We start from the raw sequence: 15,021 nt of genomic DNA, 5'->3' as shown, positions 1-15,021 counted from the left end.
CGCTGCACCTGGGGTCACCGCAGCGACAGAATCCAGCGCCTCCACAGGACGAAGACGTCGATCGCTGACCTCTTATTCCCCTGAATGCGTGCGTCCAAAATGCTCAAACACGGCGAGCTCGACCGCCGTCCCTTGAGCACCAAACCAGCCCAGCAGTTTCTTCAGTTCGGCGCGGCCGTCGGGGGCGAGCACCAGCTGATTGATCATCGCGCGCACGCCGAGCCGGTTGCGGTATTTGCGCCATATCGCAGCCGGGTCCCAGGATAGGCTGAAACCGTCAAAGCCCACGCTCATCGACGATTGATCGAGCCCCGCGCTGGCCAGGGAGTCGTCGACCCCGCGCGCGATCCCCACCAGCGTGCGCTCGTAAGTGGAGATCGGGGCGCCACTAGGGTTGTTGACGTGCTGCTGGTACAGTCCGAGCCAGTCACGCACTGGCCGGAAGCGGTCGCGGAGCGCCACGGCACCGGCAATCAAGGCCGCGGGGCTGTCCACCTCACGGATCACCTGTAACGGGATCGGGTCGAGCATCAACCGAAGGGACATCAGCGATTCATTGCGCGTCTCACGCCGCTGCAGCTTGGTCCGGCTGGTACGCACCATGTCGAGGGTGCGATCGGCGGCGCTGGCGTCAGGTAGTGCGACGCCGGCGATCTGGTAAAAGCGGCGCCGTGCCGGGTGCGGCGTGTAGGGCACGTCGAACTTGACCGCGCGCGCCAGCATGCCAGCGCCGCCCCACAAGATCTGCGACTCCAGTGGGTGCGAGCTGAACCCGTGCTCACGGTAGACGGTCGTGTACTGCGCGTGGAGCTCGCGAAGCGGCGCCGTAAACGCCAGACGCTCGACAAACGCATCGCGCACCGCCCCTAGTTCTGGATCCCGCGACTGGAAGTCGTAGCCGCGCAGGGCCCCCTGGCGGGTGGCGGGAGCAAATACATGGCCGGCGCGCTGCCACGTGTCCATGTGAGCGGCCTCGACCAGGATCTGGTCGCGCAGGACCAAGTCAGTGAGCAGGTCGAACAGGCACTCCAGTGCGATGGCCGCCGCGGGCGCCGACGTCAGTCGCGGAGCGCCGTCAGACCTGACCTGCAGCAGCTGACACTGATCGCGGTCGAGTCCGTCGGTGAGCAGCTCCGCCACAATCTGCAGCGACCAGTTGTCGGCGATAACCGCTTGTCCCATGCGTCAATACCGGGCTGAGGTGTTTCGGTATCGTAACCAGAATCAGCCCGGTATCTGCTGCCCAGGCTTTCGATCATTCCACGACGCTCGAACGAAGGTCCACGGCGATCACTGATGCGGCTTTAGCCATCTTCCAATAGGCGAGCGGCAGGATTCGCGGATGCGCTGCCGGTCTGGAAGTATCCAACCACACTGGACACCGACCGGTGCTCGGTCAGTTGCATGATCGCCGGCAGCGCCACGCCTTGGCGGCTGGCCTCGGTCACGAATCCCGACCGCAGACTATGCCCGCCGAAATCCCCCTCCAGCCCGGCCAATCGCGCCCGCCGCTGCACGATCTCGCCGACCGCGGCCGGGGACAGGGCAGGGCCGACGCGCTGCTTCCAGAGCCGTCGGAAGATCGCCCCTTCGGTGATCCCGGCTGCGTCCAGCCAGTCCTGCAGGGCGAGGGCGGCCCGATCAAGCACCGGCTTGTCCGGGGTCGAGGTGGCCGTAACCCCGGCCTGCTGGGTCTTGCTGTGCTCCAGCCGGTAGATATAGCCCGCCTCGCCAATCCGGCGCAGGTCACACAGGTCGGCAGCGGCGATCTCGCTGCGCCGGCGGCCGCCACTAGCGAACCCGAAGCAGAGTAGGGCGCGATCCCGAATTCCTTCCAGGCTGTCGTCGCAGGTGGCCAACATGGCCTCCAGCTCGGCCAGGGTGATCGCAGTCTTCTTGCGTGGGCGCTCGCCGCGTTTAACCGCGGCCCGCGCCGCGCGGCTGAGCACGGTGCGAATTGCCGGCTGCTCGCAGGGATTGGCCACGTGCTTGAGCCGGTGCGCAGTGGACAGCACGGCAACGCGATGGCGCACGGTCGCCAAGGTCCACGGGCCGACCTTGGCTTTGAGGCCAGCTGCCACCAAGCCCTGGTCGACGGCTGGTGGAAGTTCCTAGGCCAATTCGCCGTCGGTCGAGCGGCGCTGTACGTGATCGACTACGAACTGGAGCACGATGGCTTCGGGTACCGGCAAGGCCAACTCAATGCCATAGCGCGCCGCGTGCCAGCCGGCCCAGTAGCGCAGGGAGCTGGTGTAGCTGCGGGTCGTGTTCTCGGCTGCGGCTTCGGCCAGCAACTCGCGGACCGCATCGGCAGCCTGTTGGGCCAGCTGTTCGGGCAATGCTAGTTAGGTGACCGTCGCTGCAAGTGCGGGAATTGCTGAAATATCTTTCATACTATGTAATGTACGCTACGTTTAGCCTATTATACCCACGATAATCATCACTTATCGCGAGTACGTTATCAGCAGAGTAGGGTGCCAGTACAGGAGACTTCGCATGGCCCGCGGCATCACCGAAACTGACGTCCATACCGCCGCCGATGAGTTGGTCGCCAAGGGCGAACGCCCAACCGTAGAGCGGATCCGGGCTCACCTGGGGACAGGCTCGCCGAACACGGTGACCCGCTGGCTGGAAACATGGTGGAACCGACTTGGCACGCGTCTGCAGCCAGCGCGCCCGGACCTGGAAGATGCGCCAGCGGTGTTGGTAGAACTCGCCGGGCAATGGTGGGAGTTGGCGCTGAAGCATGCCCAGGAGGCCGCCCGTCGAGAGCTTGCATCGTCCGAGCGGGCCCTAGCTTCCGAGCGTGATGTGCTGGAGGCCAGTTCCCGACTTGCGGCTGAAGAGCTGGCGCAAATGCGTGCAGAGCGTGACGTTGCAATCACCGGGGAGAGAATTGCAACGACCCAAGCTTCAGAGCTACAGCACCTGGTCGACCAGCTTCAGCTACAGATCTCTGAACTTGCAGAGCAGCGCGACCTCGAGCGTCGAAGAGCCGACCGAACCGAGACAGCGAGACAGCAACTCGACGTCCGGCTTCACGAGGCCCTAGAGACGGCGAAATCTGAGCGGGAGGACTGGACCGAGTACGTCAGATCTGTCGAGAATCGAGCGCTCAGCGATGTGGATCGAGCCCGCCAGGAGGTGAAGGAACTCCAGGTGCAGCAAAGCAAGGCATCCGAACAACACAGGGCCCTTGAGAAGCAGCTGCGCCAAGACATCCAGGCCGCCCAATCAGCGGCCGCCACGGCCAGTCAGTCTGCCGATATCCAGCGCGGCAAATGTGACGCGCTTGAGGGGCAACTTTCAGAGCTTCGAAATTTGCCAGCGCAGCTGGAAGTGGCGCTCAAGCGATCCAAAGAAGTTCGTCCGCCCGGGGCTCGCAGACGCCCAAAACAATAGCGCTGTGCCGCCTTCCAGGGCACACGAAAGAACGGGCCGGCTTCATTTGCGCCGGAGGCCAGTCCGCTGACTCCGCGCAAGTCGCGTTCTGCGAGCTAGCCAGGCAGCCCAACAGACGAATGAGACCGCAAATCCGACGATTACCATGGCAACCAGCATGATCTCTCGATCAGTGTCGTTCATTGAGGGAGTCTCGGAAGTTGAGCCTTAGCGTCTATGCCATGGTACCTGACGCTTCGGAGTGCAAGTGCGGGCGCGATGGCTGCATCTGAAGTTCTTTCGAAAGAATCCTTAGCTTGAACCCGCCCAAGCGCGGGCAGCATGGCTGCATCTTGGCTTGAAGCAGTCGGCATGCCAAGCCGGAATAGGATCGTAGGATGATGAGCAAAGGCTCATGTTCTAAAGGCGCTGTGTTCGAACACGTAACACTTTTACCTGGCGCTTGGTAACAGATTTACCTGCTTCGTCAGCAGGCAAGAGCCGAGCCAGAGGCCCAGCCATTGCCACGCGGAGGAGACGAACGCCGCAACAGCCCGATACAGCATTTCGCATAATGTATATTATGTTCTAGCCAGACTGGCCCGGGCGACCGCCGCCCGGGCCCAACCCGCGCTGCAGGCTCCCCCTTCAAATGGCCGCCCCAACACCGGCAGAACCGCGCCCCACAGGCCGAGCCTTTCTCACCCCGTATCCAAACGCCCTCGTGTAGGCTCGGCGCACCACTTAAGGACGGGTTTGGCGATGCGCCTGGCTGATTTTATCGAACAGAATGCGCGGGAAATCCTCGACGACGCGGTGGCATTCGCCGAAACGCAGGCACCCGATACCGTCGAGTTCAGCGCAAAGCAACTTCGGAATCATCTTCCCCAGATTCTTCAGGCGGTCATAGACGATCTCAGATCGCCGCAGACAGACTCCCAGCAGCTCGCAAAGTCCCACGGGCTTGCACCGTTGAAACCCGGTCCCGAGTCCGCCGCGTCCTATCATGGCCGAACCCGCGCCATCGCCGGCTTTGGCCTCAACCAGATGGTGGCTGAGTATCGAGCGCTTCGGGCTTCGGTACTTCGGCGATGGGCATCCGACCAGCGGCTGGTCACTTCATCGATCGATGACATCCTTCGTTTCAATGAGGCCATCGACCAGGCGGTGGCCGAATCCCTTGCTCAGTTCTCTGCCGAGGTCGAATCCTGGCGGCAGATCTTCCTCGCGGCGCTCGGGCATGATCTCCGAGGCCCCTTGGCAGCGATCATCTTCTCGGCAGACACCCTGGCCAGTGGGCTGCAGGACCCAGCTTTGGCCAAGCAGGCCGAGCGGATCATCAACGGCAGCATGCGCATGAAAAAGCTGCTGGACGACCTGCTGGCTTACAGCCGCAGCAAGCTGGGCGATGGGATGGCCATTCATCCGGTGGACTGCGATCTTGCCCAATCGCTTGGCGAGGAAGTCGAATTGCTCCGCGCTGCCCTGCCCCACGTCCCTATCACGTATGAGGTTGAAGGCGATGCCCGCGGTTGCTTCGATGCCTCTTCGTTGCGCGAGGCGGTTCACAACCTCACGACCAACGCCGCAAAGTACGGCGAACACGGCACCGATGTGCGGATCAGCCTTGAGGGCCTCGCCGACCAGATCCTGATCACGGTGAGCAACACGGGGGCCGAACTGTCGGACGAAGTGTTCAACAGCCTGTTTGATCCCTTGCGCCGAGGCTCGCTCAACGCGTCACAGGGAGAACACGCGAGCCTTGGCCTCGGCCTGTTCCTGGTGCGGGAAATCTGCCACGCGCACCGCGGCACTGTCCATGGAAGATGGCGTGATGGCCGCACCTCATTCGTCATCACGCTCCCGAAGAATGCTGATTGAGGCGACCGCCCTTGCGACGGCACTACAGGAACCTGTGCATCACGAAAACATCGACCAACCCGCGCTGGCCATGCCGGAAGGCCTCTGGCAGCGTCCCAACCACCGCAAACCCCAGCTTCCGGTACAGCGCCACCGCCGGGCCGTTGGTGCTGACCACGTAATTGAACTGCATGGCCAGGAACCCTTCCGCCCTCGCCCGCTCCAGGCTGTGTTCCACCAGGGCTCGGCCCACGCCCCGCCCCTGTGTCGCGGCGTCGACCACATACGTGGCGCTGGCCACATGCGCCCCAAGGTCAGGGAAATTCGGGCCCATCTTGTACATGCCCACAACCCGGCCCTCCAGCACAGCTACATGAGGTGCCTGGGCCTGGAACCAATGCGCGCGAAACGTCTCGACAGCGAAAGAGCCAGCAAAGGGCAGCGCATCCTGCGTCGCAATAGCTTGCTCGAACATGCCCCACATCACGTCGAAATCGCCTGCACGGGCGGGCCGGATATCCATGCGACTCCTGCAGATCTGTGGTGGTGACCAGGCCGGACACTACCAGAATCCAACGCCTGCTCCGTAGCTGCTTCACGCGCCACCGCCATCGGCTCGGCAATAGTTCCAGATATTCCGGCCTTCAGAGCAGTAGATGCCCCCTGTTTCCGCGCACATCCCGCACCGGCTTCGACGGTGGCGTGTTCCTGCCTGCGTCCTGCTGGGCATCTACCTGCTGTACCTGCTGGCCGGCAACATCTTCCTCAACACACCGCTGTTTGACCAGGTCACCAACCGCAAGCCGCACAAGTTCGTGATGACCACTGGGCCGGCCATTACCGTGCTGCCAGGCCATGTCATCGCCTGGAACGTGCACATGCGCGGCCATGTGAACCACACGGTCTACGTGCTGCACGCCGACCGCGCCAGCGCTCGTCTGGCGGTACTGCCCCTGTTCCAGCGCGAGGTGCGGGTGCCCCGGCTGCAGGCCACCGGGGTTTCGGCCGAGATCAGCCGCGTGGAAGAGGCCATCCCGCCACCGCCGCGCAGCGACCGCGGCTGGACCCTGCGCTTCGATGCCATCCACAGCGACAGTATCCGCAGCGCACGTTTCGGCAAGCTGCTGATCATCGGCCAGGGCCAGGGCACGGTGGGCTTCCTCAAGCAGCTGCGCGGCGGGCCGTCGGAACTGTTCGAATCCGAGGTTGCATTCAGCGATGCGGACACCAGTTTTGACGGCGTGCAGCTGTTGGGCGACATGGATCTCACCGCGCGCTTCAGCTATCCGCGCCATTATCGGGACCAGGCGCCCGGCCTGGCCAAGTTGAAGCTGCTGCATGCCCAGCTCGAGGTCGATGCCCGCAGCCAGGGCCTGCGCATGGACACCAATGCCACAACGCCGAAGATCTCCAGCGCACCAGTGCCCGGACGGCTGCAGGCCGCACTCCACCTGATCGATGGCCAACTGCAGCCCGGCGACCACGCGCTGTGGCAGGTGCCGCTCTACCTGGGCGACGGCGCCCCCGATCGCGGCATGCTGGCGCTGCAACTCAATGTGGCCAAGGACCTGCGCCTGCAGGCCCGCTTGCCGCAAAAGTCCGGTTCAGGCAGCGAGGTGGATGCCGATCTGCATATCAGTGGCCGGGACATTCCCTTCCAACAGCCCGCACTGCTGCTGGAACGCAGCTCTGGCACAGTGCGCGGCGAATGGACGTTCACCTCGCTCAACTGGATCCCTGCCCTGTTCGTGCGCAAGCCGTGGCTGCAGCTGGATGGCGGCGGCACGCTGAAGGCGGACCTGCGCCTTCGCAACGGCGAGCTGACCGAAGGCAGCACCGTGGACATTCCTGCAGCCGAAGCCGTGGCCGAGGTGGCGGGTGTGCGCTTGGCGGGCACGGCCAGCGCCCACGGCGAACTGAAGGCCGGCACGCCCAGCCAGGCGCGGCTGGCCGTCCGGTTGCCCCGCTTCACCGCGCGGCCAAGCGATGCCAAGCACGTGCGCCTGTTCGACGGCCGGGATCTGGCCCTGGACCTGACCGGCGATGGCCGCCTGCAGGAACTGCGCAAAGGCGTCCGCGCGCAGCTGCGCTTCAGTGAAGCCACCATCCCTGATCTGACCGCCTACAACCGTTACCTGGGCTCGCCCCAGGTGCGACTGCTCCGTGGCACCGGCACCGTGAGTGGTGATGCGACCCTCGATACCGACGGGCGCGTCGGCCATGGCACGGCCCGGCTGTTGGGGCGCAACGCCAGTGCAAAGGTGGCAGGGCTGGACATGGGCGGCGATATCGACGTGAACGCAACACTGCGCCGGGGAGACTTCAACCAGCGTCATTTCGATCTGTCCGGCACCACGGTCGAGCTGCGCAACGTGCAGGTGGCGGGCACGCAGGGCTCGACGGCATGGAAAGGCCGCGTGGACTTCAGGCGTGGGCGCATCGATGCGCAGTCGCCGTTCCAGGTGGATGCCACCACGGACCTCGATCTCAGCGATGCGCGACCGTTGCTGGCGCTGTTCGCAGAGCGCACCGACTACCCGCGCTGGACCTTGTCCCTGCTGGATTCCGGACAGGTACAGGCGCAGGCGACGCTGCGCTGGCGCCCTGGCCATCTGGTCATCGATGGCCTGCAGGCCGAGAACGACCGCCTGTCGGTGCGCGCGCGGCTGGATCTGCTGGAACAGCGCAAGCGCGGTGATCTCTATCTACGGTGGGGGCTGCTGGGTGCGGGCATCGAGCTGGACGGCGACCAGCGCCAATGGCATCTGGCCAAGGCACGCGAGTGGTTTGACCAGCAGCCTTCGCTGCTGCCAGCGGGCCAGGGCACGGGTGCTGCAGGCTCGTCGCCCTGAAGGCAACCGTCTGCATCCATTTGCGGCCCCGGTGCGTATACACCGACGCCCCAATTGACGAGTTGCACGCAATGAACAAGCGCACACAGGCCTATGGCCTTCTGGGATGGGTGGCGATCACCTTCGCCGCCGCCGCACTGGGCGCGTGGGCCTCGACGTCCGCCGCCAGCTTCTATGCCACCCTCGTCCTGCCTGCATGGGCGCCGCCTGCCGGTGTGTTTGGCCCGGCATGGACCCTGCTGTACGCCATGATGGCGATTGCGGCGTGGCTGGTCTGGCGGGAGCGCGGCTGGCGCGGCGCGCGGCCTGCGCTGTGGCTCTATCTGGTGCAGCTGGCCATCAATGCACTGTGGAGCTGGCTGTTCTTCGGCTGGAAGCTGGGCGCCCTCGCCTTCGCCGACATCCTGGTGCTGGTGGCGCTGGTGTGCGCGACGATGCTCGCGTTCGTGCGCGTCCGCAAGATGGCAGCCGTACTGCTGCTGCCCTATCTGGCCTGGATTTGCTTCGCCTCGGCGCTCAACTTCGCAGTCTGGCGAGCCAACCCCGGGCTACTGTGACAGCGCGCCGCATCACTTACGCCTGGGCCACGACCTGTGGGCGCCAGTTCCTCAACAGCGCCGGCTTGAACGCCTGCTGCCCGCAGCCGGTGGGGCAACGCACCACACGCGCCGACGAATGGCTGACCAGGCCTTGTCCTTCTTCGGCCTTGAACACCGTCTCGCAGGACAGGCAACGGGCCACCAGCGAATACAGGTGCAGCAACCGGCCACTGGCGGGGTCCTGCAGGGCATCCACATCCAGCAGTTCGAACTGGCAACTGTCAGCCAGCATGCGGTACGGCGTAGAAGGCAGGGTCTGCAGGTTCACGGGCGTGGTATCCGACGGAAGTCGAGCCACCCTAGGGCAGCCGCTGTCGAGCCGGCGTGCAGCGCAGATGCACTGGCCGCGAAGCCGGCAGAGACGCCTGCCGCATGCGCATCGCTGCTTGTATGAAGAATTCAGTTTCAGATGGAGGACACGCCACATGCACAGGGAGGTAGGCGGATACGCTCTTTTGCTTCACCATCCATGGTTACCGGATACACCGCTGGGTCGTTCCTGCCCTTCACGAATCATGAGTCCCGCCCTTGATGCCTTCTGCTGAGCCCACGCACGACGCTGCCCTGTCGCGTTGCGCGCGCGAACCGATCCATACCCCCGGCGCGATCCAGCCGTACGGTGTGCTTCTGGTGGTGGAACCGCACTCGCTGCAGGTGCGTGAGCGCGCCATCAGCCACCCCGCCCTGCTGCAGCAGTTCGGCGAGCCATTGATGCAACACGTCGCCGAGGTGCTGGGTGGCGTGCTGGCGCCGTTCCAGGCGGTGTTGCAGCAGGCCACGGTCGGCAGCAGCGCACACGTGGGCGCGGTGCATCTGGATGGCCATGGCCGCCACCAGCTGCTCGTGCACCGGTCTGCAACCGACCTTCTGGTTGAACTGGAGGCGCCGGTTCCGGGCCAGCCCGGTTCGCTGGAAGAGCTGTACCCGGCGATCCGCGAGCTGATGTCCGGCATCGAGACCGCCACGACGGTGGAAGACCTGTGCAGGCTGGCCGCCGCGCATGTGCGACGCCTCACCGGCTTCGACCGCACCCTGGTCTACCAGTTCGATGCAGGCTGGAATGGCACGGTGGTGGCCGAGGACGGCAACGGCCTGCTGCCCTCCTATCTGGACCTGCGCTTCCCCGAATCGGACATTCCCGCCCAGGCGCGTGAGCTGTACCGCCGCAACCGGGTGCGCCTGATTGCGGACAGCGATTACACCCCTGCGCCGCTGTTGCGCGCGGAAGCGCATCGCGACGCGCCTCCCACCGACCTGAGCCTGGCCGTGCTGCGCAGCGTCTCGCCGGTGCACCTGCAGTACATGCGCAACATGGGCACCGGGGCATCAATGTCGGTGTCGCTGGTGCACGAAGGGCGGCTGTGGGGCCTGGTGTCCTGCCACGCGGTGCAGCCGCGCCGCCTGCCGTACCACGTGCGTACGGCCTGTGAGTTCATGGGCCAGATCCTGTCGCTGCAGATCGCGCTGAAGGAGCGCGCGCGCGCGATCGAGGAACGCGTGGCCCGTCGCTCGGTGCTGGTCAAGCTGCTGGCACGCATGGCCGGGGACGAAGAGTTCATGGCGGCGCTGCGCCACGATGAGGCCAGCCTGCTGTCCCTGACCGGCGCGGCCGGCGCGGCCATCGTGCACAAGGGGGACTGCATGCGCGTGGGGCAGTGCCCGCCCCCCAGCGAGGTGCTGGCCCTGGCCGACTGGCTGGCCAACCAGCACGCCGGGCAGGAAATGTACTGCACCGATCATCTCGCCGGCGACTGGTCGCCTGCCGCGCACCTGACCGACGTGGCCAGTGGCCTGCTGGCGGTGTCGATCTCGCAGCTCCATCACAGCTACCTGATGTGGTTCCGGCCGGAGGTCGTGCGCACCGTGCGCTGGGGGGGCGACCCGCGCAAGACCGAGGCACCCGGCGTGGCCCTGTCGCCGCGGAACTCGTTCGAGGCGTGGAAGGAGACCGTGCAGCAGCGCAGCCTGCCGTGGAGTGATGCCGACTGCGATGCCGCGCACGAAATGCGCACCGCCATTGTCGACATCGTGCTGCGCAAGGCCGAGGAAATGGCGGAGCTGAACGAACAGCTGGTGCGCAGCAACAAGGAACTGGAAGCGTTCTCCTATTCGGTCAGCCACGACCTGCGCGCTCCCTTCCGCCACATCGTCGGCTACTCGGAGCTGCTGGGCAGCTCTGCGGGCGAGCGCCTCAACGACACCGAACGTCGCTTCCTCGACACCATCGTGGAATCGGCGAAATCTGCCGGCACGTTGGTGGATGACCTGCTCAGCTTCTCGCAGATGGGCCGCTCGACGGTGGGCAGGGTGCGGCTGGACATGGCTGCGCTGGCCGAGGACGTACGCAGGACGTTGGCCCTGGACTATGCCGGCCGCGAGGTGCAGTGGACGCTGGCGCCGCTGCCGGAAGTCGAGGCCGATCCGACCATGCTGCGCCTGGTCTGGCAGAACCTGCTGGGCAACGCGATCAAGTTCACCCGCGAGCGCGAGCAGGCGGTTATCGAGGTCGGCCACGAACGCAACGACGACGAAGACCATTTCTTCGTGCGCGACAACGGCTGCGGCTTCGACATGCGCTACGTGGACAAGCTGTTCGGCGTATTCCAGCGCCTGCATCACGTCGAGGAATTCGAAGGCACCGGCATCGGCCTGGCCAATGTGCGCCGCATCATCGGCCGCCACGGCGGCCGCACCTGGGCCGAGGGCGAGCCCGGCAAGGGCGCCACGATCCATTTCACCCTACCCCGTTCCACAGGAGATCACCCATGAGGGACCTGCGGCCGATCCTCCTGGTCGAGGACAGCCCCAAAGACGCCGAGCTGACGATGGCCGCGTTGTCACGCTGCCAGCTGCTGAACGACGTCGTCCACGTGCGCGATGGCGCCGAGGCGCTGGACTACCTGCGCTGCGAAGGCAAGTTCGCCGGCGCCATGCACGGCGGCCCGGTCGTGGTGCTGCTGGACCTGAAGCTGCCCAAGGTCAACGGCCTGGAGGTGCTCGAGCAGGTCCGTGGCGACGCGCAGCTGAGCAGCACCCCGATCGTGATGCTGACCTCCTCGCGCGAGGAGCAGGACCTGGTGCGGAGCTACGAACTGGGCGTCAATGCATTCGTGGTCAAGCCGGTCGATTTCAAGGAATTCTTCGATGCCATCCAGGGGCTGGGCATGTTCTGGGGCATCACCAACCAGCCACCGCCGCACCGGCCCAACGGTTCGGGGCAGCACCATGCGTGATGGATCGCGCCGCAGCGAGCGCCTGCGCATCCTCATGCTGGAGGACAGCGCGCTTGACGCGGAGCTGATCAGCGCACAGCTGCAGCGTGCAGGCCTCGACTTCGAGGCCGAGCGGCTGTGGACCCGCAATGCGTTCATCGAGGCGATCGACAATCGCCCCTTCGACATCATCCTGGCCGACCACGTGCTGCCCGGATTCGATGGCGATGCCGCCCTCGCGCTGGCGCGCGAGCGCATCCCGCAAACGCCTTTCATCTTCGTCTCCGGCACCCTGACCGAAGAGCTGGCCGTGCAGGCCTTGACCCGCGGCGCACGCGACTATGTGGTGAAGCAGCGCCTGCAGCGCTTGCCGGATGCCATCCGTCGCGCGCGGCAGGAGGCCCACGAGCGCAACCAGCTGGTGCAGGCGCAGGCTGCGCTGAATGAAAGCCAGGCGCAGCTGCAGCAGGTGACCGACGCCGTTCCGGCGCTGATTGCCCGGCTCGACAAGGACCACCGCTACCGCTTCGCGAACAAGGCGTTCCTGGATTGGCATGGCGTGAGCCAGGCCGAACTGCTGGGCCGCCTTGCCCGCGATGTCAGCGGCATCAGCGCCTTCGAACATGCCCTCCCCAGCCTGGAACGCGTGCTGCAGGGCGAGCGCACCAGCTTCCAGGTCGAGCTCGTGCATCGCAGCGGCCAGTCACGATTCGTGCAGATGGACTGCGTGCCGGAGCATGCCGCCGACGGCAGCGTGGTCGGCTACATCTGCATGGGTAGCGACGTATCGGTGTTGAAGCAGGCCGAACTGGCCCTGCGTGAGGACAACCAGGCCCTGGAGCAGCAGGTGCAGGCGCGCACAGCCGAACTCCGGGCCAGCAAGCGGCGGCTGCAGGCGATCTTCGAATCCAGCTTCCAGCATCAGGTGTTGCTGGATCTGTCCGGGCGCGTGGTCGATGCCAATGACGCCTCATTGGCCGCCGTGCTGGCGGACAAGAAGGACATTGTCGGCCAGCGCTTCGGCGAATCCCTGTGGTTCGCCAACACCGACGGCGTCGGCGCGGTGGTTGACCAGGCCGTCGCCGCGGCGGCACAGGGTCGCAGCTCGCTGCATTCCCTCGAGTTGGAACTGCCCACCGGCCGGCGCAGCTTCGATGTCTCGCTGCGCCCGCTGCTGGACGCCGACGGCGTGGCCACTGCCGTGGTATCGGAGGCGGTGGAAACTACTGCGCGGCGGCAGGCCGAGCATGCGCTTCGCCAGTCGCAGAAGATCGAGGCGGTCGGCCAGCTCACCGGCGGCATCGCGCATGATTTCAACAACATCCTGACGGTGATCTCGGGCAACATCGAGCACGCCATGCTGCTCAGCGAACGGGCCGGCGAAGCCGGCGCGATGGCCAGCCGTGCCCTGGACAATGCCCTGAAGGGGGTTGGCCGTGCCGCCAGCCTCACCCAGCGCCTGCTCGCCTTTGCCCGGCGCCAGCCGCTGCGCAGCCAGGCAGCCAACCTCAACGAGTGCCTGCTGGACATGCAGGACATGCTGCAGCGGGCACTGGGCGAACTGGTGCAACTGGACATCCGCACCGCCGAGGACATCTGGTGCGTGGAGATCGACATCAGCCAACTGGAAGCCTCGGTGCTGAACCTGGCGGTCAATGCGCGCGACGCGATGCCGCACGGCGGCCGCCTGGTGATCGAAGTCGACAACAGCCACCTCGACCACGACTATGCCGCATTGTTCCCGGATGCGTCCCCCGGCGAGTACGTGATGCTGCGGGTGCGCGACAACGGCCACGGCATGGACGCGGCCACCCTGGCGCGCGTGTTCGAGCCGTTCTTCACCACCAAGCAGGTCGGCCGCGGCACCGGGCTCGGCCTGTCGATGGTGCACGGCTTCGTCAAGCAGTCCGGCGGCCACGTACTGATCGATTCGGCGGAAGGCGGCGGTACCAGCATCACCATGATGTTCCCGCGCTCGCCGCTGGCGCTGCCTAGCGAGGCTCGCGTTCCGCAGACGGGCCTGGCTGGCTACTCGCCACGCGAGGAAACCGTGCTGGTGGCCGAGGACAACGACGATGTCCGTGCGCATACAGTCGATGCGCTGCGCCTGCTGGGCTACCGCGTGCTGGAAGCGCACGACGGCCCCTCGGCGTTGCGGCTGCTGGAACGGCCGGACACCAAGGTCGACCTGCTGTTCTCGGACGTGGTGATGCCGGGCATGTCCGGCTGGGAGCTGGTGCGTGAGGTGCGTGAACGCTGGCCGGCAATCGCGGTCCTGTTCACGTCAGGCTATCCACGCGACCACGATGCGGTTGGCGCGCAGGGGCGTGCAGCCGCCCTGCTGCCAAAGCCATTTACCCGCAGTGACCTTGCGCTGGCAGTGCGCACCGCGCTGGAGGCTGCGCCGCGCTGAGGTCAGGCGGACGCATCGCGCATGCCTGCCGCGATCCGGTTGATATCCGCGCACTCGATCGTGGCCGGCGGGTTTTCTCTTCCGGCCAGGGCGATCATGGCCATGCCCAGCGCCAGGTTGCTGGTCATCAGCGAGGGCGCGAGCGCACCGGCCAGTTTCATCAACGGTGCGCCGCCCCAGTACAGGGGTTTCAACAGGGCATGCCGGGTACCTGTCCCCGGCACCGGCCGGACCCCGCCCGGACGCAGCATCACCGCGCGCAGCGGCAGCGCCTGCAACGCCCGCTCGGTCTCGCCCTTCACCCGCAGCGGCATCAGCCGGCTTTGCGGGTCCGCGCCTGCGCCGGAGACATACAGGAAGGACCCCTGCGGATTCACCGCAGCCCAGGCGCGGGCCACTGCCAGTGTGGTGTCCAGGGTCACGCGCCGGTACTCGGCCTCGGCAGTGCCAACCGGTGGCGCACCGGCACAGTAGAAGCATGCGTCGTACCCGGCCAGTTCATCACGCTGCGCGTCGATGTGCAGGAAGTCCGGGACCACCCGTTCGCTGCCGGGTCCGCGCAGGCTGCCCGGGCGCCGCACCAGCGCGGTCAAGCCGGCAACCTGCGGCGAACGCTGGCAGGCCAGGGCAACGCCCTGCCCCACCAGGCCTGCAGCGCCGGTCAGGAAAATCCGCAATGTCCGTGCCTGAGCCATGGCCAGGGC

General features: G+C 65.9%; 11 protein-coding genes and 1 pseudogene. 7 read left to right on the top strand and 5 right to left on the bottom strand.

The window, feature by feature from the left end:
- Positions 1-72: 72 nt before the first annotated feature.
- Positions 73-1,182: a hypothetical protein gene (locus QP609_RS10580; RefSeq protein ID WP_197620873.1), complete on the bottom strand. Its 1,110-nt coding sequence runs from the start codon at positions 1,180-1,182 to the stop codon at positions 73-75.
- A gap of 122 nt (positions 1,183-1,304) precedes the next feature.
- A pseudogene (locus QP609_RS10575) lies at positions 1,305-2,339 on the bottom strand (site-specific integrase).
- Positions 2,340-2,496: 157 nt separating this feature from the next.
- Here QP609_RS10575 and QP609_RS10570 point away from each other — a divergent pair.
- Positions 2,497-3,402, top strand: coding sequence for a DNA-binding protein (locus tag QP609_RS10570; RefSeq protein ID WP_197620874.1), 906 nt, complete (start codon positions 2,497-2,499; stop codon positions 3,400-3,402).
- 741 nt (positions 3,403-4,143) lie between these two features.
- On the top strand, positions 4,144-5,262 hold the full coding sequence (locus QP609_RS10565; protein ID WP_197620882.1) for a sensor histidine kinase: 1,119 nt from the start codon (positions 4,144-4,146) through the stop codon (positions 5,260-5,262).
- A gap of 22 nt (positions 5,263-5,284) precedes the next feature.
- Here QP609_RS10565 and QP609_RS10560 read toward each other — a convergent pair whose 3' ends face one another.
- The gene (locus tag QP609_RS10560) at positions 5,285-5,764 is read right to left on the bottom strand and encodes a GNAT family N-acetyltransferase (RefSeq protein ID WP_169411059.1); all 480 of its coding nucleotides are present in this window, start codon (positions 5,762-5,764) and stop codon (positions 5,285-5,287) included.
- A gap of 133 nt (positions 5,765-5,897) precedes the next feature.
- Between QP609_RS10560 and QP609_RS10555 the strand changes: the two genes are divergently transcribed.
- Both QP609_RS10555 and QP609_RS10550 read left to right on the top strand, forming a co-directional pair.
- On the top strand, positions 5,898-8,093 hold the full coding sequence (locus QP609_RS10555) for a hypothetical protein (RefSeq protein WP_197620883.1): 2,196 nt from the start codon (positions 5,898-5,900) through the stop codon (positions 8,091-8,093).
- A gap of 71 nt (positions 8,094-8,164) precedes the next feature.
- Positions 8,165-8,650 (top strand): TspO/MBR family protein, encoded by a 486-nt coding sequence (locus tag QP609_RS10550; RefSeq protein WP_169411055.1) that lies wholly within the window; start codon positions 8,165-8,167, stop codon positions 8,648-8,650.
- 16 nt (positions 8,651-8,666) lie between these two features.
- Here QP609_RS10550 and QP609_RS10545 read toward each other — a convergent pair whose 3' ends face one another.
- On the bottom strand, positions 8,667-8,960 hold the full coding sequence (locus tag QP609_RS10545) for a hypothetical protein (RefSeq protein ID WP_014647137.1): 294 nt from the start codon (positions 8,958-8,960) through the stop codon (positions 8,667-8,669).
- A gap of 263 nt (positions 8,961-9,223) precedes the next feature.
- On the opposite strand from QP609_RS10545, the gene QP609_RS10540 reads away from it, so the two are divergent.
- From QP609_RS10540 to QP609_RS10530, 3 genes are read left to right on the top strand one after another with little or no spacing between them, the layout of a single operon-like run.
- The gene (locus QP609_RS10540) at positions 9,224-11,461 is read left to right on the top strand and encodes an ATP-binding protein (protein WP_197620884.1); all 2,238 of its coding nucleotides are present in this window, start codon (positions 9,224-9,226) and stop codon (positions 11,459-11,461) included.
- Positions 11,458-11,925, top strand: a complete 468-nt coding sequence (locus tag QP609_RS10535; RefSeq protein WP_049467664.1) for a response regulator — start codon at positions 11,458-11,460, stop codon at positions 11,923-11,925. The genes QP609_RS10540 and QP609_RS10535 overlap by 4 nt, the downstream gene beginning before the upstream one ends.
- Positions 11,918-14,317, top strand: coding sequence for a response regulator (locus QP609_RS10530; RefSeq protein ID WP_197620885.1), 2,400 nt, complete (start codon positions 11,918-11,920; stop codon positions 14,315-14,317). Before QP609_RS10535 ends, QP609_RS10530 begins: the two co-directional genes overlap by 8 nt.
- A 2-nt stretch (positions 14,318-14,319) precedes the next feature.
- On the opposite strand, the gene QP609_RS10525 is transcribed toward QP609_RS10530, so the two are convergent.
- Positions 14,320-15,012, bottom strand: coding sequence for an oxidoreductase (locus QP609_RS10525; RefSeq protein WP_197620886.1), 693 nt, complete (start codon positions 15,010-15,012; stop codon positions 14,320-14,322).
- Positions 15,013-15,021 lie beyond the last annotated feature (9 nt).

This window comes from Stenotrophomonas sp. 8(2023), assembly GCF_030345295.1.
Classification (GTDB): Bacteria; Pseudomonadota; Gammaproteobacteria; order Xanthomonadales; family Xanthomonadaceae; genus Stenotrophomonas; species Stenotrophomonas muris.
Note: the sequence above shows the minus strand (reverse complement) of the source record. Positions and strands in the feature narration are given on the sequence as shown.

Coding starts and splice junctions, on each gene's coding strand:
- QP609_RS10565 (WP_197620882.1), top strand. CDS start 4,144: ATGCGCCTGGCTGATTTTATCGAACAGAATGCGCGGGAAATCCTCGAC.
- QP609_RS10550 (WP_169411055.1), top strand. CDS start 8,165: ATGAACAAGCGCACACAGGCCTATGGCCTTCTGGGATGGGTGGCGATC.
- QP609_RS10525 (WP_197620886.1), bottom strand. CDS start 15,012: ATGGCTCAGGCACGGACATTGCGGATTTTCCTGACCGGCGCTGCAGGC.
- QP609_RS10535 (WP_049467664.1), top strand. CDS start 11,458: ATGAGGGACCTGCGGCCGATCCTCCTGGTCGAGGACAGCCCCAAAGAC.
- QP609_RS10560 (WP_169411059.1), bottom strand. CDS start 5,764: ATGGATATCCGGCCCGCCCGTGCAGGCGATTTCGACGTGATGTGGGGC.
- QP609_RS10570 (WP_197620874.1), top strand. CDS start 2,497: ATGGCCCGCGGCATCACCGAAACTGACGTCCATACCGCCGCCGATGAG.
- QP609_RS10530 (WP_197620885.1), top strand. CDS start 11,918: ATGCGTGATGGATCGCGCCGCAGCGAGCGCCTGCGCATCCTCATGCTG.
- QP609_RS10555 (WP_197620883.1), top strand. CDS start 5,898: ATGCCCCCTGTTTCCGCGCACATCCCGCACCGGCTTCGACGGTGGCGT.
- QP609_RS10540 (WP_197620884.1), top strand. CDS start 9,224: ATGCCTTCTGCTGAGCCCACGCACGACGCTGCCCTGTCGCGTTGCGCG.
- QP609_RS10580 (WP_197620873.1), bottom strand. CDS start 1,182: ATGGGACAAGCGGTTATCGCCGACAACTGGTCGCTGCAGATTGTGGCG.